Raw genomic sequence first — 23,578 nt, forward strand, 5'->3', positions numbered from 1 at the left:
TAATACCTCAAGACCAACCGACGGGGAGCGGAAACGCGGCTGGCTTGGGAAAACCGGATCTGGCCAGCTTTGTTCCGGCATATTGGCGACGGAGTGGCCGAAAACCCCGCAAGACTACCGTGCTTCTGGACGGGCCAGGAAGTGACGATAGTCACTTCCTGGACGCCCGACGCCCTGGAACCTGCCAGAAGGAGTGCCCGGCGGTCTAGCTGCCGATGATGTCGTCGACTTCCAGCGGCTTGTCGACCTGGCTGAACCATTCGGCCCGGTTGGCGGCCCTGCGGCGGCCGCGCTCGTCGAGCGGCAGCTTGAGCTGGCGCAGCAGGCTCATCACCTCCTCGCGGGCGGTGACGTGACCGAGGCTCGGGCGGGTGCCGAGCGTCGCCTCGTCGATGTCGTCGAGCGCCGTCAGCCCGCGCGGGAAGAATTCGCGATAGACCACCCGCTCGGCAAAGCCGTCGACCGCACGGAACCCGAGCCGCAGCGAGAGCTGTTTCAAGCCGTCGGCCACCAGCTGCTTGTTGCGCGAGCCGAGCATCGACAGCCGGTTGCGCACCACGATCCAGTCGGTCGAGGCGCCATCGAGCTGGCGGCGCTTGCGTCTGGTGTCGCGCACCATCTCCGCATAATGGCTCTCGCCGGTCACCGCGTAAGTCGCGGGATCGACGGTGCCGAGCACGTCGAAATCGAGGAAGCTGTCGTTGATCGGGGTTACCAAAGTGTCGGCCATCGAATGCGCGAGCCGCATCAGGTAGCTGTCCGCGCCCGGGGTATCGATGACGATGAAATCACAGGCGCGTTCCACCGCGCTCACAGCGGCCATGAACTGCTGGAATTCCGCGTTCTCGTTCTCCTCGATCTGCATCGTCTCGCCGTACTTGATGCAGTGGTGTGCCGGGAGCTCGAGGTCGAGCCCGGTGCGTCGCGCCCAGGCCTGGCGATTGCTGATGTAGCGGGTGAAGCTCTGCTGGCGGCAGTCGAGATCGATGCTGGCGACGCGTTGCCCGGCCTTCAGCAGCGCGACGGCGATATGCAGGGCGGTGGTCGACTTTCCCGATCCACCCTTCTCGTTGCCCAGCACGATGACATGTGCGGAGCCGGATTGACCCTGACGAGCCTGCACCAACATGATTCAAATCCCCGCAATGATCTTCAAAGCGAGCGCCGCTGCGGTCAAGTGAAATGCAGCGACAGGAAATCGATTGCCGTGCTGATGAATCGATCAAGCAAGACTGCTGCGTCGATCGGCGGCTTTGATCCGCGCACGTTCGAGATCGTGTAAGGCTTATCGGCCGGTTTGCCGATCGTGGTTCGGACTTGGTAAGCTGCGTGACCTGCCGAACGCCAACCCGTCCCGCCCAGATTCGTTCCCACCCGGATTGCCCCACGAGCCGAGACCAGATGCCGAGAAATCCCACCGTCGTCCGTACCGTCCCCGCCCTTCGTCGCGCCGTCGACACGCTGCGCGCCAAGAAGGCAACCGTCGCGCTGGTCCCAACCATGGGAGCGCTCCATGACGGCCATGTGTCGCTGGTGCGGCTCGCCAAGCGCCGCGCCAAGCGGGTCGTCGTCTCGATCTTCGTCAACCCGACCCAGTTCGCGCCGACCGAAGATTTCGGCTCCTATCCGCGCACCTGGAAAGCCGACGTCGCCAAGCTCGCCGCCGAGGGCGTCGACCTGATCTGGCATCCCGAGGTGAAGGCGATGTACCCGGACGGCTTCGCCACCAGGATCGTGCCGGAGGGGCCGGCCACCGCCGGGCTCGAGGATCGCTTCCGGCCGCATTTCTTCGGCGGCGTCGCCACCGTGGTCGGCAAGCTGTTCACCCAGGTCCGGCCCGACGTCGCGATCTTTGGCGAGAAGGACTTTCAGCAGCTCCGGGTCGTCACTCAGATGGCCGCGGACCTCGACCTCGGGGTCAAGGTGATCGGATCCAAAACGGTGCGCGAGCGCGACGGTCTCGCGATGTCGTCACGCAACGTCTACCTCTCGCCGGAGGAACGGCGCGCCGCCCCTGAGCTTCACCGGGTGATGAAGCAAACGGCCGGCCGCCTGCGCGCCGGCGAGGATACCGCGACCGCAATGGCTGACGGCGCCGCGGCGATCACCAGGGCCGGCTTCGTGCTCGATTATCTCGAAGTGCGCCACGCCGCCTCCCTGGCGCCGATCGGCTCGCTGAAGGACGGCCCGATGCGGATGCTGGTGGCGGCAAAGCTCGGCAGCACGCGCCTGATCGACAATATCGCGGTCTGAGACCGGACCGGAAAAGTGTGAAACGGTTCATGCGCAGAGAGGATGCGAGCCTGTAATGAGGGCTCGGCCTCATCTGTGCGGCCGGGTGCTTGCGCCACGCTCGCGACGCATGGATGATCGCGCCTTTCAAGGGCGATCGGAATGAACCATTACTTCAGGCAAGGCATTGTTCTTGGCATCGCGCTGCTGGCCGCGGCTGGGGCGCAGGCACAGACCCGGCCGCCGGTCGGCGGCGTCAATTCGGCGCCCGGCGCCATGATCTTCTACGTCGCGCATGGTGCGCCTGATGCCTGCGGCCCCGGCTGCTCGGACTGGATCGCGGCCGAAGGCGCGGTGCAATGGGACACCTACAAGCGCCTGCTGGCGATCCTCGACCGGCAGAACGGACGCAAGCTGCCGGTGGTGATCAATGTCAAACCGGGCTCCGACCTCACCGTCGCTGCCAGCCTCGGTCGCATCCTGCGCGGTCGCGGCATCGATGCGGCGGTGGCGGCAACCGAGGTCGAGGCATGCAACGGAAAACCCGAGGAGGAATGCTTTGCACTGAAGCGGCCTGGCGGCCCGCTGGATGCGAAGGAAAAGCTCTCCGGTGTGCCCTGCGAGCTTGCATGTGTATTGATGCTTGCGGGCGGCGTGCATCGTAACCTGCCGCCCGGCAACCGCGTCATCCTGACCGCAAGGATGCAGATCTACGACCGGCTCGCACCCAACGTCTCTGCCGAGCACCGCGAAAGCCTTACCACAATCTTCACCGATCAGTTCCGGAGATATCTCAGCGAGATGGGGATCGGCCATGAACTGTTCGACGTCACCGCCGACAGGGCGGGTGGCCGTTATGTCGAGGTCCCGGCCTCAGAATGGGCTCGGCTGCATCTCGTGACCCAGTGATCCCGGATCACTGCCATTCGATTGCTCAGAGCAACCCGATTGCTTACAGCAAGCCGAGGTCGCGCAACTCGCGGCGCATCGGCTCGGGCATCGATGCCACGCTGGCGGCGCTCGACTTGGTGAGATCGGCCGGCGCGGAGTCTGCGGTCAGGTAGCGCCAGCCCTGGAACGGCCGCATCGGCCGCGGCGAGACCGCGATCACCTTGGGCTGCATCACCAGCCGGCAGCGTCCGATGCCGTCCTTGTCGCGGAACGGCTCGATGGCGATGATCTTCTCGCGCGCGGCGATCTCGCCGCGGATCACCCAATAGAGCGAGCCCCCGGCAAGGATCTCCTCCTCGCGCTTCGGCGTCATCCGCGTGATGTGGACGTGACGGAGCGGCAGGCCCTTTTTCTTCGCGGTCGCCATCCGTTCGGCAACCCAGCCCTTGAGTTCCTTGACGGAGTCGCAACCGACGGCGAGCTTGATGAGATGAAGCGGCATGCGCCGGATGTAGCGGCCGGCGAGCGCTTTGAAAAGGGAGCGCTCTCCGCGGCGGTGGATATCGGGACTAGAGCGCTTTTCGAGCCAAACGAAGCCGGAACAGCGCAACGACGGCGGCTCAAGCCGCTGTCATCACGCTCATTGCTCGTTCGCAGCCGCCGGTGCGCTGGCGGCGGCAGGAGGCGACGCCGGCGCGGCCGGGGCCGGCGCGATCTGGACCGGGCGCTTCGCCGCCGGCGGACGCTTCGGGGCTGCGGCGGGCGGCGCGGCGGCGCGCGCGGCCGGCGCTGGTGCGGCGGCGGCCGGCTTTGCCGGCTCGGGCGTCATGATGCTGACCGGCGGCGTGTTCGCTGAGCTCGGAAACTCCGCATTGGTCGGCTTGCCGGTGGGCAACGACTGCGGCAGCGCCGCGACCAGGCCGGAGGCAGCCGATGCCTGGGCGCCGGCCGGCGCGTTCCACGACCCTGCGTAGCGCGTGATCAGGTTCTCGTAGGTCCGCTCGTTCATGTTGGTGATGATCTGATGGTTGTCGCCGAGCGAGCGGAACGCGGGGCACGCGGTCGGCGTGCAGTGGTCGCGCGCCATCAGCGCATAGGCGACCAGGCCGTAGCGGTCATGCTCGATGGCGCGGCGCAGCGCCTGCAACTCGGTGGTCGAATTGCGCTCGGCGGTCGCGAGGTCGCCCAGCGCGGTCAGGCGCGAGACCTGCGCCGCCGCGTAGCTGACCGCCGCCGCGGCCGTATCCGATGAACCGAACAGCACCTTCTCGCAGGCGTTGAGAACGGCGTCTCCGGCGAGGTCGTCGACGCAGGCCAGCGCCGGCACCGTCTGGCTGGCCAGTTGCGCCGTCCGTGTCTCGCCCGGCACCGCCTGCCCGCCCGAGCCGAAGCCACGGATCGTCGCGGCGACCGCAACCGCGATCGACAGCAGCGTGATCACGGTCAGCGCGCCGTTGGCGACGGATTTTTCCGCACGCAGCAGCGTGACCAGAACGACGATCCCAAAGAACCCCGCAGCGGCCAGCGTCAGCCACATCGGGAAGGTCGGTGAGCGCCAGATCTGATCCAGCGAGGAAGCCCAGTTCATGCGCGATGTCCCTCAACGCAGCGTAAGCACAATCGGCGGCGGCGAACGCCGCCACCCCGACGTCCAACCTTCAGCACAATGGATCTGCGAACAGGGCCTTTTGACGGCGGCGGCGCGGAACCCGCTCCAGCCGCCGGCTTGCGCACAACTCCTTCAGGACAGCGCGAGCTGACTCTCCTTGGCCACCCGTTCGAAAGCTTCGGTCGAGCTCTTGATGCGATACTGGCAATCGTCACCGTCGGTCGGCAGCAGACGGATCACTTGATAGGTGCCGCTCGCGGCGGGGCGCGCCACGTTGCTGGCCGTGAAATAGACGGTCTCGCCAATCGAGTACTTATGCTTCAACGCCCTCTCCATTTTCTTAGAGATTGCTGGCTGAGCTGACAGTCCCGATAGCTCAGGCCGGCATTTTGAGAACCCTGCGGCAAGCTAGCACATCGCACCTCCCCAAATCCAGCAAGATTGGGGCATAGCGAAGGTGCGATTTTTGCAGGTTTTTCAGAGCGATAGGCAGCAATTTACGTGCCAGCCGGAAATTGCCCGCCGAGCCCGGTTGGAACCCTGATTCCACCGGCTCAAGCGGTGTGCGGCAGCTTGCCGCCCGGGCTCGCGCCGTCGACCGCAGCCGGAAGTTGCTGGGCGAGCACCTTGGACAGCTGGTCCACCGGAATGTTGAACCTGGCGGCGAGCTGCTTGACCGTGTCGCTGCCGAGCACCTGCTGGAGCTGCTCAGCTGTGATCGGCAGGTTCTGACCGGTACCGATCCAGGATCTGACCTGCTCGCCAAGCCCGGCCTGCTCGAGCTTGGCGACGATCGCGGACAAGCCGCCCTGCCCGCCATTGCCCAGGACCTCGCCGAGCACGACGGGGATCACCGCCGCGCCAAGCTGGCCAAGCATGCCTTTCAGCTCCGGCGAATTCTCCAGGGAATCGAGAATGCCCATGGTCTAAGTCCTTTCACGACTTGCAAAACCAGCCTTTCCGGATTCGACGCCTTCGGCCCCGCGGCGTCAAGCCGCGATCTTTGCGAGCGCTGTCACAATTCGGAAGCGCAGCAACCGTCAGACATCCTCGAATCGGGCGATCCGCAGCGTCTCGGCAACGCCGTCGCTGGTCCATTCCTGGAACGCCGGAAGCTGCATCATGGCATCGACATAGTGCTGCGCTTCGGCCTTCACCGGGATCGCGTAGGTGCGGAAGCGATGCACCACGGGCGCGTACATCGCATCGGCGGCAGAGAATGCGCCGAACAGGAACGGACCCTGCTTGCCGTAGCGCGCATGGCACTCGGCCCAGATCTGCTGGATCCGCGCCACGTTGGCGCGCGCATCATCCGACAGCGCGACAGCGCGGATCGGCCGGTGCAGGTTCATGCCGCATTCGTTGCGCAGCGGCATGAAGCCGGAATGCATCTCCGCCGAGATCGCGCGGGCATGCGCGCGCGCGGCACGATCCGCAGGCCAGAGCTTCGCCTCGGGAAATCTCTCGGCGAGATATTCGATGATCGCCAGCGAATCCCACACCGTGACGTCGCCATCGATCAGCGTCGGCACCTTGCCGGCCTTGCTGAAAGATAGGATGCGGTCCTTGTCGGCCTGGTCCGTGTAGAGCGGAATGAAGACCTCTTCGAACGGGATGTTGTTGGCGCGCAACGCCAGCCAGGGCCGCATCGACCATGACGAATAGTTCTTGTTGCCGATGACGAGCTTGAGCATGTCCGGGAATCCTGTTGCCTCGGTAGTTTGCCATAGTGCATTGCACGCGTTCAACCTGTACATGACGCGGATGCGGCCCGGCGCGGACAGTCAGCCGCGCGCTCACGAAGGAAGGCAACATGACCGGCTATTGGACCGACATCCTGGCCGTCGGCTTCTTTGCGCTGGAATGGCTGGTCTACGCCATCACGCTGGAGCACACCGCGTATGGGCGCGACAGCCTATCGGCGCGGATGCATGTCTATCGCGAGATCTGGGTGCGGAATCTGCTCAACCGCGACGCACGGATGGTCGACATGCAGATCATGGCCAGCTTGCAGAACGGCACCGCGTTCTTTGCCTCCACCAGTCTGATCGCGATCGGCGGCGGGCTGGCGCTATTGCGCGCCACCAATGACGCGCTCGCCGTGCTCGGCGCCCTGCCGGTCAACCTCACGCCCTCGCCCGCTTTGTGGGAGGTCAAGTGCATCGGGCTGATCCTGATCTTCATCTACACCTTCTTCAAATTCGCCTGGGCCTATCGCCTGTTCAACTATGTGGCGATCCTGTTCGGCGCGATGCCGCCGGCCGACCAGCGCGACACGCCGGAGGCCGAGGCCCATGTGATCCGCACCACGCGGCTGTTCGAGACCGCAGGCCGGCACTTCAACCGCGGCCAGCGCGCGTTTTTCTTCGCGCTCGGCTATCTCGGCTGGTTCGTCAGCCCCTGGGTGCTGTTCGTCACGACAGCCGCGGTCGTGATCGTGATCTGGCGCCGGCAGTTCGCCTCGAATGCCTGGCAGGCGATGGGAAGCTGACGCGACGGTCGAGGCCGTGCTGCGCTCCCTCTCCCCGTTCTTACGGGGAGAGGGTTGGGGTGAGGGGCTGTTTCCGCATCGACGGAGAGAGACGCGTTCGCGGAGACTCCCCCTCACCCGGATTGCATCTGGCGATGCAATCCGGCCTCTCCCCGCACGCGGGGCGAGGCCGAGTGCGCCGCTCGTCCCTGGTCTACGACGCGAAATCGCGCGGGCTGAAATCGAGGTCGAGCACCTTCCATTCGCCGTAGCGATCCCGCGGCAGCATCGCATAGGGCTGGCAGGCCTGCAGCGCATCGGTCGCGCTCTTCAGCAACAGCGGCCCCTTTTCCGAGGCGGTGGCTTCGATCAGCAAGGGTGACGCGGCGAGCCTGCCGTCAGGCTTCATGAACACCCTGAGCTTGATCTTCACGTCATCGCCCGTCTTCAGCGTCGGCGGGAGCTTCAGGCAGGTCTTCAGATGACGGCGGAATTCGGCGACCACGCTCGAGCCGACATCGGCCTGCTCGGTGGCGGCCGCGTCGAAATTATCCTTGCCGGGTCCGGGGCCGGACGGCGCGCTGGCTGGCGGCTTCACGGAGATATCGGGCGGCAGGCCGAGCATGACGTTGTATTTGACCGAAAGATCGGGCTCGGGCTGCGCATAGGCAGGCGGCGACGCTGCCGCCTGTTGCTGCGCCGTTGGCTGGGGCATCGGTGGCGTTTGCTGTGCCGGCGCGGGCGGCGGCTCGGCCGCGGCACGCTGCGGCGCCGGGCTGGGCTTGGGCGTCGGCGTCGCCTGCTTCTGCGGCGGCTGCTGTGGTGCGTTCTGCTGCGGCGCAGGCGCCTGCGCCGATGGTTCGGGCTGGGCTGAATCCACCGTCTTGTCGAGCGACGGCAACTGCAACTCGGGCGTCGGCGACGGGCTCGGTGCCGGTTCGGGCTTGGTCTCGACCTCGGACTTGGCGACTTCCTGCGGCGTCACGATCTCGACCGGCACCGTGTCAGCGGCGACGGGATCGAATTGATGGACCTCCGAATAAAGGAAAATCAGCGCGAGCAGCATCAGGTGCACGAACACCGACGCCATCAGATCCGCGTTTGGCCGAAACTTCATCCCACTCGATCACATCAGTGACGTCTCTTCCCGCCCGGCCACAATACCGGCCGGAACCCGCCTGCCTCAATCCCCATTCGGTCCAAAGCTGCAATCGGCCAGCGGCGCATTAGCATGATCCGGATCAGGACCCAGCCATTTTTCCAAAACTTGATGCTTTCCAAGACTTGATGCTCAGGCAAAGAGCCCATGCGTCGCGGGGCCCGTCACCGTGCGTCAGCGCTCCCGATCGCCGAGATCTCGCGCATGTCGTCAACGGACAGCTCGAAATCGAAGATGTCGATGTTCTCCTGAAGGCGTTCGAGCTTCGAGGTGCGCGGGATCGCGGAGACATTCTGCTGCACCAGCCAGCGCAGGCAGACCTGGGCAGCGCTCTTGCGATAGCGGTCGCCGATCCGCGCGAGCGCGCGGTCGCCCTTGACCCGCCCTTTTGCGATCGGGCTGTAGGCAACGAACGCCATGCCGCGGCGTCGACAGGCCTCGATCACATCGGCCTGGTCGAGATAAGGATGGTACTCGACCTGGTCGCAGGCGAGCGGTTCGGGACATGCCGCCACCGCCTCCTTGATCAGCGCCACTTTGAAGTTGGAGACGCCGATATGCCGCGCCAGGCCCGCCTGCCTGACCCGCGCCAGCGCGCCGAGCGTCTCGGCAAGCGGCACCTGTGCATTGGGCCAGTGCAGCAGCAACAGATCGACCTCGGTCAGGCGCAGCCGCGCCAGGCTCTCCTTCGCCGACCGCTCGAGATCCTTGGCCATGAAATGCGTGGTCCAGACCTTGGTGGTGACGAACACGTCGTCGCGCTTGATGCCGGAGGCACGCAGCCCCTCGCCGACTTCGCGCTCATTGTCATAGATCTGGGCGGTGTCGATGTGGCGATAGCCGAGCCGCAACGCCTGCTCGACGATGCGTGCGCAGGTCCGCCCGCGCAGCTCCCATGTGCCGAGCCCGATTGCCGGGATTCTGGCACCGTTGCCTTCGACGACATTCATGGGCCCATTATGCGCGCATGACGAAGCCCTGCCAACTCGCGGTTCGGTTCCGCGATGGAACGTCGCGACGTCTCACCGCTCCGGCTGGTAGCCGTCGGTTAGCGTCTTCAGGAAGGCGATAATGTCGGCCTCGTCCTGCGCCGTCATCGCCGGCGTGTCGCCGAGATGGCGCTCGAACGGCGGATCGCTGACGTCGACATTGCCGTGATATTTTTCCGGCAGGTCATCGTACTTGCGCACCGTGCCGTCGGCGCCGCGCGGAAAGACCTTCTCCGGATTGGTATCGCGGAAGTTATAGAAGTCGAGCACCTGCTCGAGGCTGGTGAAGACGCCGTTGTGGAAGAACACGCGACGCGTTGCCGCGTTGCGCAAGGTCGGCGTCAGAAACATCCCGCAATATTGCGTCTGCTCGGCAATGTCGGTGCGGTACGGACCGCAGACCCCGAGATCGAAATGGTCGGGATCGCGGTTGCCGGCGAGCGCGGCGTTGCGCGGCGCACCGAGCGCCTCATATTGGTGATCGGTGAACAGCGGCGGCAGACCGTCCCGGGTCGGCTGCGACGTATGGCAGCCGCCGCAATTGGCCTTGTCCGGATCGTTGAACAATTGCAGGCCGCGCAATTCGCTCTCGTTCAATCGCGCCCTGCCCTCCAGCCAGTAGTCGAACTTGCTGGTGTAGGGATGGAAGCTCGGCTCCTCAACCTGATAGCGCGCGACGGCAAACATCGCCTCCGCGACCAGCAGCCGCGTATTGTCGAAGACACCGGCGCCGAACAGCTCGGCGAAGCGCGGCGCGTAGCTCGCCTGGCGCAGCTTCTGCGCCACGATTTCGATGCTGCCGCCGTCCATCTCGTTGGGATCAAGCAGCGGGAAGATCGCCTGGTCCTGCAGCGTATCGGCGCGGCCGTCCCAGAACAGTCCGCCCTGCGGCACGATGTTGACCGCCGACGCGGCCGTCCCGGTCGCGACCTTCTTGGCGCGCGGAGCCTGCTGGCCGAGCGCGGCCAGTTGCGCGAAGTCGACGACATTGTCGTCTTCGTCCTTTTCCGGCCCGATGCTGAAATTCGGCTGCCGCTCGAGATAGGTCAGGCCCGGCACGGCGCGTGTCCCTTGCCGGGATTGCGCGGGCCCGCCGAGCATCACCGGCCCATCATTGGGTGGCCCGTAGGCGTGGTCCGGACTGTGACAGGACGCGCATGACAATGCGCCCGACGAGGACAGCGACGCGTCGAAAAAAATCTTCTGGCCGAGCTGCGCCATGGCGGACAGCGGAGCAACAGGCGGACGCCTGAGCTGCACCGGGTTCGGATTGGTCCCCGGAAGTCCCTGCGTCTCGACGGCCGCAACGGCGCCGGCCATGCACAGCAGGCCGGCGCCGAGAAGCCACAAGGTGCGGCCATTCATATCAGATCCAGTGTCGTTAAGCGTTTTCGCGCGAACTGGAGACCAGTTCGCGCGAGCAGAACGCGTCAGGGCAGAGCTTCGGTTCTGATTGGATCAGAACCGAAGGGCGTTAGTGGTGATGGTGATCGTCCGGCGCGCTGACGATGACGGTGCCGGCGGTCGGATCGAGAAACAGCGTGTCCTGCCGGTACTCGTGGTCCTGGCCGTGGCCGCGCTCGAAGTCGAACATGTCGGCGATCGATTCGACGTTGTCGTCGAACGAGCCGCCGCCGAGACGCTGGCCGTGCAGCCAGTTGTCCTCGATGAAGCGAACGACGGAGGCCTGCGAGATGCGGGTGTGGCTGACGTAATTCCGCTTGGCGAAGGGCGAGATCACCAGGAACGGGACACGCGTACCGGGACCGCAGCGGCCGTTTACCGGCTGGCCGTTGAGGCCGTTCGGCGGCGTCTGCCTGCCGATACCGCGACCGCACTGGCCGGGACCGTTGACCTGGTCGGCGGTGGGATCATACGAGGCGCTGATCGGTGCAAGGTACTGGTGGTCGTACCAGCCGTCGGAGTCGTCATAGGTGATGATGACGGCGGTCTCGCCCCACTCCTTCTGCTTCTGCAGGAAGTTGATCAACTCGACATTGCCGGCCTGCTCATCGAGCGGATCGGAGTTGCCGGGATGACCGTCCTGATAGGCCGGCATCTTGATGTAGGAGACGGCCGGGAAGTTGCCGGCCTTCACCGAAGCATAGAAGTCCTCGAGATCGTAGGCGTGATTGGCCGGATCGAGCGTCTTGCTGCCGGGCACATAGGTGTGTCCGACCGCATTCACCGAGCTCGGCCGCGCATGGCTCGGGTTGGCGGTCGACTTGTAGTACTGGAACCAGGCGTGGTGCGGGATGTAGTCCACGACGGTGCCGTTGACGTTGCTCGAGAACGTGCTGCGGCCGCAGTTGGTGGTGCCGTTGCTGTTCTTGAGCGTCAGGTCGAAGCCGCCCATGAAGCTGCCCCAGCTAATCTGCTCGGCATTGAGCAGGTCGCCGATGTTCTTGCTGGTCATCAGGACCTGGCTGGTCGTGCTAGAGCAGGCATCGTAGGCAGGGTCGGTATCACCGATCAGCGTCAGGCCGCCCTGGCCGTCGGCGATCGAAGATGACGAGCCGACGATGTTCTGCGCGCCGTTGGTCTGGCCGGAGATCACCTCGAGCGCGCCGGGCGTCGACGGACCAAAGGTGTCGGTCCAGCTGTTGTCGCTCATCGCGAAGTTCTGGGCATAATTCCAGAACGCGGTGACGGTGTTGCCGTCGAAATAGCCCATCACCTGCCCGTTGGTACCGAACGCGCCGACGCCGCCGGCGGTGCCGCGACCGGTGAATTTCGGAAACAGGTCTTCCTTGCCGTTGTCGACTGCCTGCTGCTCGGGCGTGTAGGCGTGGTTCTGCGACTTGGTGTTGGCCTGGGTGCGGTCGAGGCGGAACGGATTGGTTGCGCCGGTGCCGTTGGCCGGATTGGTGTTCGGGTTATTGGTCAACAGATTGGCGCTGGCGAGATTGTTGACCTTCGGCGTATGCGGCTTCGCCGTGAACGGAATCGAGCCGGTCGGGTTGGTCGCAACCGGGTAGGTTGCGAAGTAGTGATCGAACGAGCGGTTCTCGTTGAAGATGACGACGAGATGCTTGATCGGCGTTTGGGTGTGGATGTCGTGCGGATGATGATCGTGGCCGTTATTGCCCTTGTTGTCGTCCTGAGCGGCGGCGCTGCACATCACCGCAGCGGCAGCAACCAGACAGACTCCGACCGTCGAAAGAAATTTGGTTTTCACCGTAGTGCCCCTTTTTGTTTTTAAGGATTTATGACGTCGACCTGCGACAAGTTATCCACCACCGATGACAGCGCTGTGTCGGTCGAATGAATGCGACGAACGATGATGCGCGCTCATGTCCGCATCGGTTGCAGATATCGGGGGACCAATCTTTGCGCGCATGACAGACGCCCTCCTCTTCCGTCTCACGCGATCGGCTATCTGTGGACGCGGTTTCGGTCACAAGACATGGAATTGAACGGATCGCGTTGGAGATGACTGCAGCAGTCAGCAATCATGCGAACAGGTTGTGCACCGCCGGCTGTCGCGGCTTGCTCACGCCCGAAAAAAATCCGCGCCTTCCGGGGATGTGTCCCAAAAAGCGCGGATGCTTGGTCTGGTGGCGGATGAAGGCCGCGATTCAACTCGGCGTGAAGCCTACCCCTTCATTCCAGTGATCGAAGCACTGACCGCGCGCGGATCGCGCTGCGGCCAGCGGCCGCTCTCGACCTGCGCCAGGAATTCGCCGACGATCCGGTTGTATTCGTCGGGCTCCTCGATGTTGATAGCGTGGCCGCAGTTCGGCATCACCGCGAGCGCGGCCGACGGGATGCTCTGCTTCATCAGGATGCCCGGCAGCAGGCAAGGCCAATCCTCGTCGCCGGTGATGATCAGCGTCGGCACCTTGATCCGCTTCATCTCGTCGACCAGCGTGTAGAGCGAAGGGCGCTCCTTCTGTACGCCCTGCTGGGTGTTGGCCGATCCCACCGCCGAATGCTCGGCCAGCATGGCCTTGAACTCGGCATGGCCGCGCGGGTCCTTGTTCTCGTACTGCACGCGGGTCGGCCCGTAGGCGTAGCGCTCGGCGAAGGTCGGCATGCCCTCCTTGCGGATCATGCCCGCGATCACGTCGGCCTCGGCGCGAAACGTCTCGCGCTTATCGAGCTCGGCGCCGTAGCCGCAGCCACCGATGCATAGCGACAGCGCCCGATCAGGGTGACGTAATCCGAAATGCAGCGTCGCAAAGCCGCCCATCGACAGACCGACGATATGCGCCTTCGGCGCGCCGATATGATCGAGCACCGCCAGGATATCGTCGGCGGCGCGCGCCTGCGAATAGGACGAGACCTGCTCCGGCACATCCGACGGCGGAAAGCCGCGCGCATTGTAGGCGATGGTCCGGAAGCGCTTGCCGAAGTGCCGCATCTGCGGCTCGTAGCTGCGCAAGTCGCCGGCGAACTCGTGAACCAGGATCACCGGATGCCCCGATCCGGTCTCCTCGAAATAGAGCCGCACTCCGTCGTCTGTCACAGCATAGGGCATGTTGATCTCCTGCCTTCTCTCTTTGCTTGTTACGGATTTGGTCGCGTTACGGAATGGTCGCGGCCTTCGGCGGCTTGGCGCGGGGCAGATAGGTGCCGTGGTCCTTGCCGCCAATGAGCGTACCGTTATCGACGACGACCTTGCCGCGCACCATGGTCAGCACCGGCCAGCCCGTGACCTCGAGCCCCTCATAGGGCGTGTAGTCCGCGCCGTCGTGGATCAACTCGTGACGGATCGTCACCTTGCGCTTCGGGTCCCACAGCGCGATGTCGGCATCCGAGCCGACCGCGATCGTACCCTTGCGCGGATAGAGGCCGTAGATCTTGGCATGGTTGGTGGCGCTGAAGGCGACGAAGCTGTTGAGGTCGATCCGCCCCTTCACCACGCCTTCGGAGAACAGGATCGGCAGCCGCGTCGCCACGCCCGGGATTCCGTTTGGCACCCAGCGGAAGCTGGTACGTCCCTTCGGCGCAAGCTTGCCCTGCGGGTCGTCGTAACGGAACGGACAATGGTCCGACGAGAACACCGAAAACACCTTCTGCTGCAGACCTTCCCAGCAGGCCTGCTGGCTGGCGACGTCGCGCGGCGGGGGCGAGCAGACGTATTTTGCGCCTTCCATGTTGAGCTGATCGAGATCCTTTTCGGTCAGCATGAGGTATTGCGGACAGGTCTCGCCCATGACCCGCAAGCCCCTTTGCTGCGCGCGCCGGATTTCGTCCATCGCCTCGCGGTTCGAGACATGCACGATCATGATCGGCACGTCGACGAGCTCGGACAGCGAGATCGCGCGATGGGTGGCCTCGCGCTCGACCGGGATCGGCCGCGAGGTCGCATGGAAGCGCGGCGCGGTGTTACCGGTCCGTTCGAGCCGGTCGGTCAGGAAGCGGATGGCGTCGAAATTCTCCGCATGCACCATCAGCATGGCGCCGGTCTCGCGCGCGACCGACATGGTCTCGAGCAACTCCCGGTCCGACAGCGCGAGGCCCTCATAGGTCATGAAGACCTTGAGCGAGGTGTAGCCGTCCTCGACCAGGGCCGGCAGCTCCTGGCCCAGCACATGCTCGGTCGGATCGGTGAGGATGAGATGGAAGGCGACGTCGACATGGCACTCGCCTTCGGCCAGCGAATGGTAATGCTTCAGCGCCTCGCGCAGGGTCTGGCCCTTCTCCTGCAGACAGAACGGCAGCACGGTGGTGTTGCCGCCGAAGGCCGCCGATCGCGTGCCGCTGGCAAAACCATCGGCCATTACGATGCCGTCGCCGGACGGCTGGGCGAAGTGGACATGGCTGTCGATGCCGCCGGGCAGCACCAGGCGGTCGGTGGCGTCGATGATCGTGGCTGCATCGCCGAGATCATGGCCGAGCGCCGTGATCTTGCCGCCGCGGATACCGACGTCGCAGGCGAAGGTGTCGGCCGCGGTCACCACGGTGCCGCCGCGGATAATGGTGTCGAAGGACATCAGTTTGTTCCCTCCTTCGGTGAGCGGTGTTCGATGATTGCGGCGAGCGGCTCGGCCAGCCCGCGCGTCGGCTTCGGATCGGGACGGCGGAAGGTGCCGGCCACCGCCTTGCGCGGCTTGAGCACGGCGAGCGTCTCCGCCTGCCGCACCGCCGCCGCGACCGGATCGACCACCGGCACCGGAATGCGGTCGCGGACTTTTGCCGCGAGTCCGGCAAGCGGTGCGCCCGACAGAATGACGACGTCGGCGTTGTCCTGATCGACCGCACGGTTGGCGAGCGCGACCAGCAGCTCCTCCTTCTCGGCCTGCACCTCCGAGATCGACTGGAAATGACCGTCAAGCGTGCGAATGCCGGCGCAGCGCGAGCTCAGCCCGTGCATGGCGACGCATTCCTCGTACCAGGGCGCCAGCGCGCCGGCGAAGGTGACGATACCAAACCGGCGGCCGAGCATGCAGGCCGTGAGCATCGCAGCTTCGGCCAATCCCACGACGGGGAAGGCGAACAGCTCACGCGCGCCGAACAGGCCGGGATCGCCGAACGCCGCGATGACAGCGGCATCGACGCCGGGGCCGGCTTCAGCCAGCATCTCCAGCGCGATCGCACCGCCGATCTGGGCCTCGGCGCGGGTCGCGATATAAGGCACGCCGCGCGCGGCGGTGAGCGGCACGAGCTCGGTGCCGGCCGACGCCGCCTTGCTGCCGGCGGCATGGAGCAGATCCGTCACATCAGCCGTCGTGTTGGGATTGAGCAGCAGGATCTTCATGGCGCAACGTCCCTCGTCTTGCGGCCGCGTGGCCTTGCCGGTGCCTCCGGTGCCGCGGCGTCGTCCGCCTTGTCGTTCATTGCCTTGGCATCCAGCGTCTCGGCGACGATCTCGCCGGTGCGGCGCACGTGGTGGGCCAGTATCTGCCCGGCCCGGGCCGCATCACGCGCCTTCAGCGCCGACAAAATCTCCTGATGCTCTTGCACCGATTCATCCCAGCGGCCGAGCACCGACAGCGCGAAGAAGCGCGCCCGCTCGGCCCGCGCCAGCAGCGCCTCGTGCGTCGCCTTCAACACGGCATTGCGGGCGAAGCCGACGATCGCCGAATGGATCTGCTGATTAACTTGAAAATAATCGCGTAGCTCGCCGCGGCCGTGATGCCATTCGATCTTGTCCTGCAGCGCCGCGAGCCGTTCGAAGTCGTCCGACTCCATGCGCAGCGCGGCGAGCTCGGCGGCGCAGCGTTCGATGCCGCTGACGGCCTCGAACAGTTCGGCGAGCTCGGCGCGGCGGAACGGCGCCACCACGGCGCTGTGGTTGAGCCGCAGCTCGACCAGGCCCTCGCTCGCCAATTGCTTCAGCGCCTCGCGCAGCGGCGTGCGCGAGACGCCGAGCGCGTCGGAGAGGTCCGCCTCCCCCAGCGATTGCCCCGGCGCCAGCTCGCCGCGCACGATCATGGTGCGCAGCCGCGTCGCCGCCTGCTCGTGCAGCCCAACCCGCGGCACGCGCAGACGGCGCCGTTGCAGCGCGGTCATCGCGCGCTTGGGTTCCTTGTTACGTCTGGTCGCCTTGGGTTCAGTCACCGCTTGCCTTCACTGTCATGATTGGAGATCGCGCCCTCCCACGTGGATCGCGGCGGCCGCGCGCAGATCGGGGTTCGAGAACAGGCTGCCCCAGCCCTGCACGCGCGACGGATCGCAGCCGGCCGCGGCAAGGCATGCCCACAGTGTCACCGCAATCGAATCCAGCACCGGGACGCCAAATCCGCGCTCCAGCCGCTCGGCTGCGCGGGCGCCGCGCATGTTGGTACAGAGCACGACGGCGGCATCGCAGCCCTCGCGCACCACCTCCTCGATCAGCTTTGCGACCTCGGCCTCGCTGACCTCGGCAAAGGAGAAATTGTCCTGCAGCGACAGATGCCGCTCGGCAAAACAGTGCAGCCCCTGCGAATTCCAGTTGGCGACGATCCGCTCCTGCACGTCCTTGCGATACGGCGTCACCAGCCCGATGCGGCTGGCGCCGATCCGCCGCAACACGTCGCGATAGGCCAGCACCGTGGTACAGGCCTTGATACCCGTTGCCGCCGTGATCTCTTCGCACAGGCTCTCGTCGCGGTCGAAACCGAGCCAGCTTGCCGAGGTGCCATTCCAGGCGATGACGTCGACCTTGGCATGCGCCAGCAGCTCGGCCGCGCGAAGAATCTCGCTGGCGTCGAACTGGCGCAGCGCCTGCTCCGACAGCGCGATCTCGGTCACCTTGAAGCGCGAGAAATGCGCCGAGACGTCGTCGACGCCCGATAGCATCGCGCAGGTGATCGGCTCGAGCGCGGTATTCGACGACGGCGTCAGCATGCCGAGCCTGATAGGACGTGTCATTGGTGAGCCTCGTCAAGCGGCCGAACCCTTGGCGGATTCGGCCGCATCCGTTCTAGACCGGGAGCTTGCGGCTGTAATCGATCAGGGTCGAGCAGATCAACAGCGCAATGCCCGCGGCGGCGAAATACATCAGGGCCAGGAAATAGGAGCCGGTGGCCTGCACGATGAAGCCGACGATCAGCGGCGTCGTGATGCCGGCGATGTTGCCGCCGAGATTCATGCAGCCGCCGAGGAAGCCGGACTTGCCGCGGCCCGCCAGCGCCGACGGAATCGCCCAGTACATGCCGCACCAGCGCAGGAAGAACAGCGTCGTCGACAGCAGCACCACGACCGCAACCGCGTTGGTGACGTAGGCGACGAGGAAGATCGACACCGTCGCCATGATCGCCGCGATGCCGAACAGCGTGCGGAACACGGTGTTGGGCGACCCTCCCCGCTCCCGCCAGTTATCGCCGATCCAGCCGCCGACCAGTTCGCCGACGAAGCCTGCGAAGAAGATGATGAAGGACGCGCCGCCCAGCGCCTTGATGTCGAAGCCGTGCACCTTGAACAGGTAGGTCGGCATCCAGGTCAGCAGCCCGTAGAACGTGGTGTTGAAGAACATCCAGCCGAGGCACATGCACCACACCGAGCGAAACCGGAAATACGCCATCCAGCTTGCGCCCGAAGACGGCGGCGTCGCCGCATCCTCGATCGCGTGCGCCTCCTCGAGATAGCGCGCCTCGGCTTCATTGACCGACGGATGCTCGCGCGGCACGTTGCGGATGTAGTACCAGGCCCACAGCCCGCACAGCATGGTGCCGACGCCGGCGATGACGAAGGCGACGCGCCAGGAGCTGAACGCCGCCATCAACCAGGCGATCACGATCGAGCCGAGCGCCGCACCAAGCGGTGCGCCGCCGTCCAGCAAGGTGGCGCCGCGGCCGCGCTCGGTCTGCGTCATCCAGATCGCGTTGAGCTTGCCGCCGGCCGGATAGATCGGCGCTTCCGACGCGCCGAGCCCGAGCCGGGTCAGCAGCAGCAACATCCAGCTGGTCGACAGCGCCGCCAGCGCCTGGAAGAAGCCCCAGAACAGCGTCGCGAGCGCGATCACGATGCGCGGCTTGAAGCGATCGGCGAGCATGCCGCCCGGCACCTGCATCAGCGCATAGGTCCAGAAGAACGAGCTCAGGATCAGGCCCTGCATCGCCGGATCGATATCGAACTCCTTGGCGATGACCGGCATCGCGACCGAGAGCGAGGCGCGATCGATATAGTTGATCGAGATCAGGAACAGCATCAGCAGGAAAATCTTCCAGCGCACGCCTGAAGGCTTTGCCGCATCTGCCATTGCGATGGTGGACACCTGATCGCTCATTGCTTGCTCCTCCCGACAGATTGTTTTGCCCTGCCGCGCCCCTCGTCCTTGACGGTCGCTGGCCTCTCCTGCCCTGCGCGAAGTCTGCTTCAAGGCGGCCAAACCGACAAGCACATTTTGTATTCTGCATGCAATTTAATATATCTAATTGATATAAAGCGATATTTTAGCAGTCGAGCATTTCGATTGAGCAGCCGATGATCAGGAATTGGGCGTCAGGTCAGCCGCGCGAGGCAGGCGATTGCAGGGAATTGGCCCGGCGTCGCCGCTGCAACAATCGCCCGCCGCGGTGCTCTGCTCACTGTAAAAACGAGCGTAGCCCGCATGAGCGAAGCGACATGCGGGGACAAAACCAGCCCCGGATATCGCTTCGCTCATCCGGGCTACGTAGGCACGGACAGCGGCGCCCCGGGGCCGTTGCCCGGGACGCAGTGAGCTAGCGACGGATGAAGGCCGCCACCACCGCGCTGGAGGTCGCGCAGACAGCGACCACCAGGAACACCAGCGACGTCTGGTTATGCTTGTCCATGAAGTGGCCGATCATCGGCTCGCCGAGACCTGCGAACAGATATGCGAAGAAGTTCATCACCCCGGTCGCGGTCCCTGCCCGCTTGTGGCCGACCAGATCCGGGCACAGCGCCCAGAACGAGGATTGCGGACCGTAGGTGAAGAAGCCGCACAGGAACAGCACCGTCATTCCGAGAACGACGTCCGAAGTCGGGATCGCGTACATGCACAGCGAGGTGACCGCGGCGAGCGCCATGTAGAGCACGATGGCGAGGTAGCGGCGCGAGCCGAACACCTTGTCCGAGACCCAGCCATTGCTGAACGCGCCGACCGCCATGCCGACCGGCAGCGCGATGCTGATCCAGCGCGGATCGATCACCGAGGCGGCGCCGGCCTTGGCCCAGTTGCTGCCGAGGAAGTGCACGGGCACCCACACCAAGAGGCCGTAACGCGCCGCGTTCTGGAAGCCGATCGCGACGCCGGCGACCAAAAGACGCCAGTTCGACAGCACCGCCTTGTAGCGCGCCAGCGAGCCCTCATCGGCGCTGACCGCAGTTTCCGCGGAGGCGACATCGTCGGCCTCGTCATGCGGCGAGGCAAAGCCCATGTCCTCGGGCTTCTCGCGCGCGATCAGGTAGAACGCGATGCCGCCGAGCAGCAGCAGCACCACCGGGATGCGGAAGATCCAGCGCCAGTCGAGCTGGAAGTAGCCGACCACGACTAGCGAGGTGACGAACGACAGCACCGAGGCAAGCCCCGCCGCGAATGTATAGAGCCCGTAGACCGTGCCGCGCTCGTGGCGGCCCCACCAGTTCGACAGCAGCCGGCTGCCCGGCGCCCATCCCATCGACTGGAAATAGCCGTTGATGCCCCAGAACGCGGTGAGGCTGACGATCCCGGTCGACAGGCTGGTGGCCCAATTCATGATGAAGGAGAGGATCGCGCCGGCGCTCATCACGCGGCGGCCGCCGAACTTGTCGCCGAGATTGCCGTTGATGGCCTGCCCGACCGCGTAACACCAGAGCAGCGCCGCGCTGGCCCAGCCCAGCGCCTCCTTGGTGACGCCGAACTCGGCCTGGATGCCGGGAATGGCGAAGCCGAAGGTTTGCCGCCCGGTGTAGAAGAACAGATAGCAGAACATCGCCGCGAACAGCATCCGCCACTGCGCGCGGCGGAACGATGTCGCAAGCTCCGGATTCTGGACTCCGACCGAGCCGACGCCCGACGGACTGAACGTGATCGACATTGAGGCCTCCCCTTTGTTTGGTTGATCGCAGTCGGCCGCCGCGTTGTTCTTGTTGTCCGCGTGCGGCCCTCGTCGAACGCGCTGCTCTAGACCGGCCAGGGCAGCGAATAGGTCTTGACGTTGGTGAAGCTCTTGATCGCCTCCTGCACGCCTTCCTTGTAGCCAAGGCCGGAATCCTTGATCCCGCCGAACGGCGACATCTCGATCCGGTAGCCCGGCACTTCCCAGACGTTGACGGTGCCGACGTCGAGCTCATTGACGAACCGCGTGATGTAGTCGAGCCGGTTGGTGCAGACGCCGGATGACAGCCCGAACGCGGTCGCGTTCGAGATCCGGATCACGCTGTCGATGTCGTTGGGCACGCGGATGATCGGGATCACAGGCCCGAACGTCTCCTGCATCACCAGCTCGCTGGTGTAGGGAATCCGGTCGACCACGGTCGGCGGATAGAGCGCGCCGTCGCGAGCGTTGCCGTGCAGCAGCTCGGCGCCGTCGGCGACGGCGGCATTGACGCGGCGCTCGAATTCCTTCGCCGCGCCCTCATGGATCACGGTGCCGACGTCGACCGTCGGGTCCATCGGGTCGCCGCATTTCAGCTTGCGTGCCTTCGTCAGCACCAGCGCGGCGAAATCGTCGGCGACCGCCTCGACGCAGAGGATACGTTTCACGGCCGTGCAGCGCTGGCCGGAATTCTTGGTGGCGCCGGTCACCGCGAGCTCGGCCGCCTTGTCGAGGTCGGCGTCCTCCATCACGATCAGCGGATCGTTGCCGCCGAGCTCGAGCACCAGCCGCTTGTAGCCCGCTTTATTGGCGATGTGCTTGCCGACCCTGACCGAGCCGGTGAAGGTGACGAGATCGGCGTCCGGATCGGTGATCATCGCATCGCCCATCGAATGCGGGTTGCCGGTCACCACCGACAGCATCTCCGGCGGCAGCCCGGCCTCGTAGAGCACGTCGGCGAGCGCGAGCGCGGTCAACGGCGTCAGCTCGGTCGGCTTCAGCACCACGCGGTTGTTGGTCGCGATTGCGGGCGCGATCTTGTGGCTCACCATGTTGAGCGGATGGTTGAACGGCGTGATCGCCGAGATCGCACCGAGCAGCGGGGTGCGCGTCGTGAAGATCTTGCGCGCCTTGCCCTGCGGGCTGATGTCGCAGGAGAACGTCTCGCCGTCGTCCTTGATCGCGAGCTGGCCGGCAAAGGAATAGACGTCATAGGCGCGCCCGGCCTCGTAGAGCGAATCCTTCCAGCACAGGCCGGACTCGGCGGTGATCAACCGCGCGAATTCCTCCTTGCGCCCGGCCAGGATCTCGGCGGTGCGCAGCAGGATGCGCTGGCGCTCGTAGCGCGTCAGCTTCGGCTTGAACGCGGCCGCCTTGGCGAAGGCGCTGCGCACATGCTCCGGCCGCGCCGCCGGCACCGTGCCCACCACCTTGTTGGTGTAGGGACTGAAAACCTCGACATGCTCGTCGGTGTCGACGAGGATGCCCGCGATGCGCATCTGCTCGTGGCGAACGGCCGGGCTCTGGATGTTCATGGCACTGTCCTTGGGGTCCGAATGCGTCACTGGATGCGGTTGAGCGCGACGTCGAAGGCGTCGAAGTTGCGCAGGGCGTGGCCGGCGGGCAGCGCGATCTTGCGGTTGGCGATCAGCGGCACCCGCTCCTCGGTGAGCCCGCCATGCGAGCGCAGCGGCTCGGTCAGGCCCGAGAGATCGTGACGGGACTCGCTGGTGCCCAGCACCTTGTGCCTGGTCGAGATCACGACGATGTCGCCGATCCGGTCCGGCGGCAGCTCGAACCTGGCGCAGGCCTCGTTGCGCGTCAGCGCGACCTCGATGCCGCCGGTCGCACGCAGCCGCGACAGCAGCGTGTCGACGTTGGCGCCCTCCGGCGTGTAGATGGTCGCGAACGAGCCGAGCGAGCCGTGATGGGCGACATAGGGATCGGTGATCGGCAGGATCACGCGTGCGGCGCCCGTACCGGTCCAGTCGTCCATGACGTCCTGGAGGTAGATCACGTCGGGCTTGCCGTCGGGTAGGAACTTGTCGTTCATGCCGTGGTCGGCGGTCGCCACGATGTTGCAGCCGAGCGCATCCAGCTTCGCAAGATAGCCGTCGATCATCGCGTAGAAGTCGTTGGCGATCTTGGTGCCGAGCCCGACCTTGTGCTGGATGTAGTCGGTGGTCGACAGGTACATCAGATCGGGACGGTAACGCTCGACCAGCTTGACGCCGGCCGCGAACACGAAGCGCGACAGATCGGCCGAGTAGACCTCGGGGAGCGGCAGGCCGACGAAATCGAGCACATCATCGATGCCGTTCGCCGCCCTGGTGGCCTGGTCGGCCTTCTCGGACGAGAAGGCGATGGCGCGGCCGCTGGAATAGTCCAGACCGTACGCAAGCAAGGTGCGCAGCTTGTCCTTGGCGGTGACGGCGGCAACCTTGTAGCCGGCGTCGTGGACACCGGCGAGGATGGTCGGTGCGCGCAGGAACTTCGGATCGTTCATCATGACTTCGGCGTTGTTCGCCGTGTCGTAGAAGTAGTTGCCGGCGATGCCGTGCACCGCGGGCGGACGTCCGGTGATGATCGAGAGGTTGTTCGGATTGGTGAAGCTCGGGATCACGCTGGCGGCATGGACGTGCGCGCCCTCCTTCATGAAGCGTGCGAAGGTCGGCGCGACGCCGGCCTCGATCGCCCGCTCGATATAGCCGGGCTCCGAACCGTCGAGGCAAATCACGACGGTTGGCCGCGTCGGCGCCTCGTAATCGCGCCCGTTCACGGTGATGGTTTTACGATTGTCTTGCATGATGCCTCTCCTCG

Annotated in this window: 22 protein-coding genes; 3 read left to right on the forward strand and 19 right to left on the reverse strand. The window is 65.2% G+C overall.

What is annotated here, in order from left to right; genetic code table 11:
• Positions 1-205: 205 nt before the first annotated feature.
• The gene (locus ACVMIH_RS09965; protein ID WP_057020819.1) at positions 206-1,129 is read right to left on the reverse strand and encodes a division plane positioning ATPase MipZ; all 924 of its coding nucleotides are present in this window, start codon (positions 1,127-1,129) and stop codon (positions 206-208) included.
• 272 nt (positions 1,130-1,401) lie between these two features.
• Here ACVMIH_RS09965 and panC point away from each other — a divergent pair, with 272 nt between their 5' ends.
• Positions 1,402-2,253: a pantoate--beta-alanine ligase gene (panC, locus tag ACVMIH_RS09970; protein WP_028336416.1), complete on the forward strand. Its 852-nt coding sequence runs from the start codon at positions 1,402-1,404 to the stop codon at positions 2,251-2,253.
• Between the two features lie 141 nt (positions 2,254-2,394).
• The gene (locus ACVMIH_RS09975) at positions 2,395-3,141 is read left to right on the forward strand and encodes a hypothetical protein (protein ID WP_456785128.1); all 747 of its coding nucleotides are present in this window, start codon (positions 2,395-2,397) and stop codon (positions 3,139-3,141) included.
• Between the two features lie 43 nt (positions 3,142-3,184).
• On the opposite strand, the gene ACVMIH_RS09980 is transcribed toward ACVMIH_RS09975, so the two are convergent.
• The 5 genes from ACVMIH_RS09980 to ACVMIH_RS10000 all read right to left on the reverse strand — a co-directional run bounded on the left by ACVMIH_RS09980 (position 3,185) and on the right by ACVMIH_RS10000 (position 6,426).
• Positions 3,185-3,625, reverse strand: coding sequence for a DUF1489 family protein (locus ACVMIH_RS09980; RefSeq protein ID WP_028336418.1), 441 nt, complete (start codon positions 3,623-3,625; stop codon positions 3,185-3,187).
• A 138-nt stretch (positions 3,626-3,763) separates the two neighbouring features.
• On the reverse strand, positions 3,764-4,711 hold the full coding sequence (locus tag ACVMIH_RS09985) for a hypothetical protein (protein WP_456785129.1): 948 nt from the start codon (positions 4,709-4,711) through the stop codon (positions 3,764-3,766).
• Positions 4,712-4,864: 153 nt separating this feature from the next.
• Complete coding sequence (locus ACVMIH_RS09990) at positions 4,865-5,068, reverse strand: hypothetical protein (protein WP_018272021.1); 204 nt, start codon at positions 5,066-5,068, stop codon at positions 4,865-4,867.
• A 218-nt stretch (positions 5,069-5,286) separates the two neighbouring features.
• Positions 5,287-5,655, reverse strand: coding sequence for a YidB family protein (locus ACVMIH_RS09995; protein WP_253590021.1), 369 nt, complete (start codon positions 5,653-5,655; stop codon positions 5,287-5,289).
• Between the two features lie 117 nt (positions 5,656-5,772).
• Positions 5,773-6,426, reverse strand: coding sequence for a glutathione S-transferase family protein (locus ACVMIH_RS10000; RefSeq protein ID WP_057020823.1), 654 nt, complete (start codon positions 6,424-6,426; stop codon positions 5,773-5,775).
• 119 nt (positions 6,427-6,545) lie between these two features.
• On the opposite strand from ACVMIH_RS10000, the gene ACVMIH_RS10005 reads away from it, so the two are divergent.
• On the forward strand, positions 6,546-7,223 hold the full coding sequence (locus tag ACVMIH_RS10005; protein WP_076834541.1) for a DUF599 domain-containing protein: 678 nt from the start codon (positions 6,546-6,548) through the stop codon (positions 7,221-7,223).
• Positions 7,224-7,416: 193 nt separating this feature from the next.
• On the opposite strand, the gene ACVMIH_RS10010 is transcribed toward ACVMIH_RS10005, so the two are convergent.
• From ACVMIH_RS10010 to phnA, 13 genes are all read right to left on the reverse strand, one after another.
• Complete coding sequence (locus tag ACVMIH_RS10010; RefSeq protein WP_253590019.1) at positions 7,417-8,319, reverse strand: hypothetical protein; 903 nt, start codon at positions 8,317-8,319, stop codon at positions 7,417-7,419.
• A 206-nt stretch (positions 8,320-8,525) separates the two neighbouring features.
• Positions 8,526-9,311, reverse strand: a complete 786-nt coding sequence (locus ACVMIH_RS10015) for an aldo/keto reductase (RefSeq protein WP_076834545.1) — start codon at positions 9,309-9,311, stop codon at positions 8,526-8,528.
• Between the two features lie 72 nt (positions 9,312-9,383).
• On the reverse strand, positions 9,384-10,715 hold the full coding sequence (locus ACVMIH_RS10020; RefSeq protein ID WP_076834547.1) for a cytochrome-c peroxidase: 1,332 nt from the start codon (positions 10,713-10,715) through the stop codon (positions 9,384-9,386).
• A 109-nt stretch (positions 10,716-10,824) separates the two neighbouring features.
• Positions 10,825-12,471 (reverse strand): phospholipase C, encoded by a 1,647-nt coding sequence (locus ACVMIH_RS10025; protein WP_256521415.1) that lies wholly within the window; start codon positions 12,469-12,471, stop codon positions 10,825-10,827.
• Between the two features lie 474 nt (positions 12,472-12,945).
• A complete protein-coding gene (locus ACVMIH_RS10030; protein WP_253639687.1) occupies positions 12,946-13,830 on the reverse strand; it encodes an alpha/beta fold hydrolase in 885 nt (294 codons plus the stop codon).
• A gap of 46 nt (positions 13,831-13,876) precedes the next feature.
• Complete coding sequence (gene hydA / locus ACVMIH_RS10035) at positions 13,877-15,289, reverse strand: dihydropyrimidinase (RefSeq protein WP_456785131.1); 1,413 nt, start codon at positions 15,287-15,289, stop codon at positions 13,877-13,879.
• Positions 15,289-16,053, reverse strand: coding sequence for an aspartate/glutamate racemase family protein (locus tag ACVMIH_RS10040; RefSeq protein WP_057020829.1), 765 nt, complete (start codon positions 16,051-16,053; stop codon positions 15,289-15,291). The genes hydA and ACVMIH_RS10040 overlap by 1 nt, the downstream gene beginning before the upstream one ends.
• The gene (locus ACVMIH_RS10045; protein ID WP_309143773.1) at positions 16,050-16,856 is read right to left on the reverse strand and encodes a GntR family transcriptional regulator; all 807 of its coding nucleotides are present in this window, start codon (positions 16,854-16,856) and stop codon (positions 16,050-16,052) included. The genes ACVMIH_RS10040 and ACVMIH_RS10045 overlap by 4 nt, the downstream gene beginning before the upstream one ends.
• Positions 16,857-16,871: 15 nt before the next feature.
• Complete coding sequence (locus tag ACVMIH_RS10050) at positions 16,872-17,648, reverse strand: maleate cis-trans isomerase family protein (RefSeq protein ID WP_456861544.1); 777 nt, start codon at positions 17,646-17,648, stop codon at positions 16,872-16,874.
• Positions 17,649-17,700: 52 nt separating this feature from the next.
• Positions 17,701-19,005 carry an MFS transporter gene (locus ACVMIH_RS10055; protein ID WP_057020831.1) on the reverse strand — a complete coding sequence of 435 codons (1,305 nt, stop codon included), beginning with the start codon at positions 19,003-19,005 and terminating at the stop codon, positions 17,701-17,703.
• A gap of 436 nt (positions 19,006-19,441) precedes the next feature.
• The gene (locus ACVMIH_RS10060; protein WP_210262819.1) at positions 19,442-20,758 is read right to left on the reverse strand and encodes an MFS transporter; all 1,317 of its coding nucleotides are present in this window, start codon (positions 20,756-20,758) and stop codon (positions 19,442-19,444) included.
• 86 nt (positions 20,759-20,844) lie between these two features.
• Positions 20,845-22,293, reverse strand: a complete 1,449-nt coding sequence (gene phnY, locus ACVMIH_RS10065) for a phosphonoacetaldehyde dehydrogenase (RefSeq protein WP_456861546.1) — start codon at positions 22,291-22,293, stop codon at positions 20,845-20,847.
• Between the two features lie 26 nt (positions 22,294-22,319).
• Positions 22,320-23,567, reverse strand: a complete 1,248-nt coding sequence (gene phnA / locus ACVMIH_RS10070; RefSeq protein ID WP_456866416.1) for a phosphonoacetate hydrolase — start codon at positions 23,565-23,567, stop codon at positions 22,320-22,322.
• Between the last annotated feature and the right edge of the window lie 11 nt (positions 23,568-23,578).

This window comes from Bradyrhizobium sp. USDA 4503, from assembly GCF_054055815.1.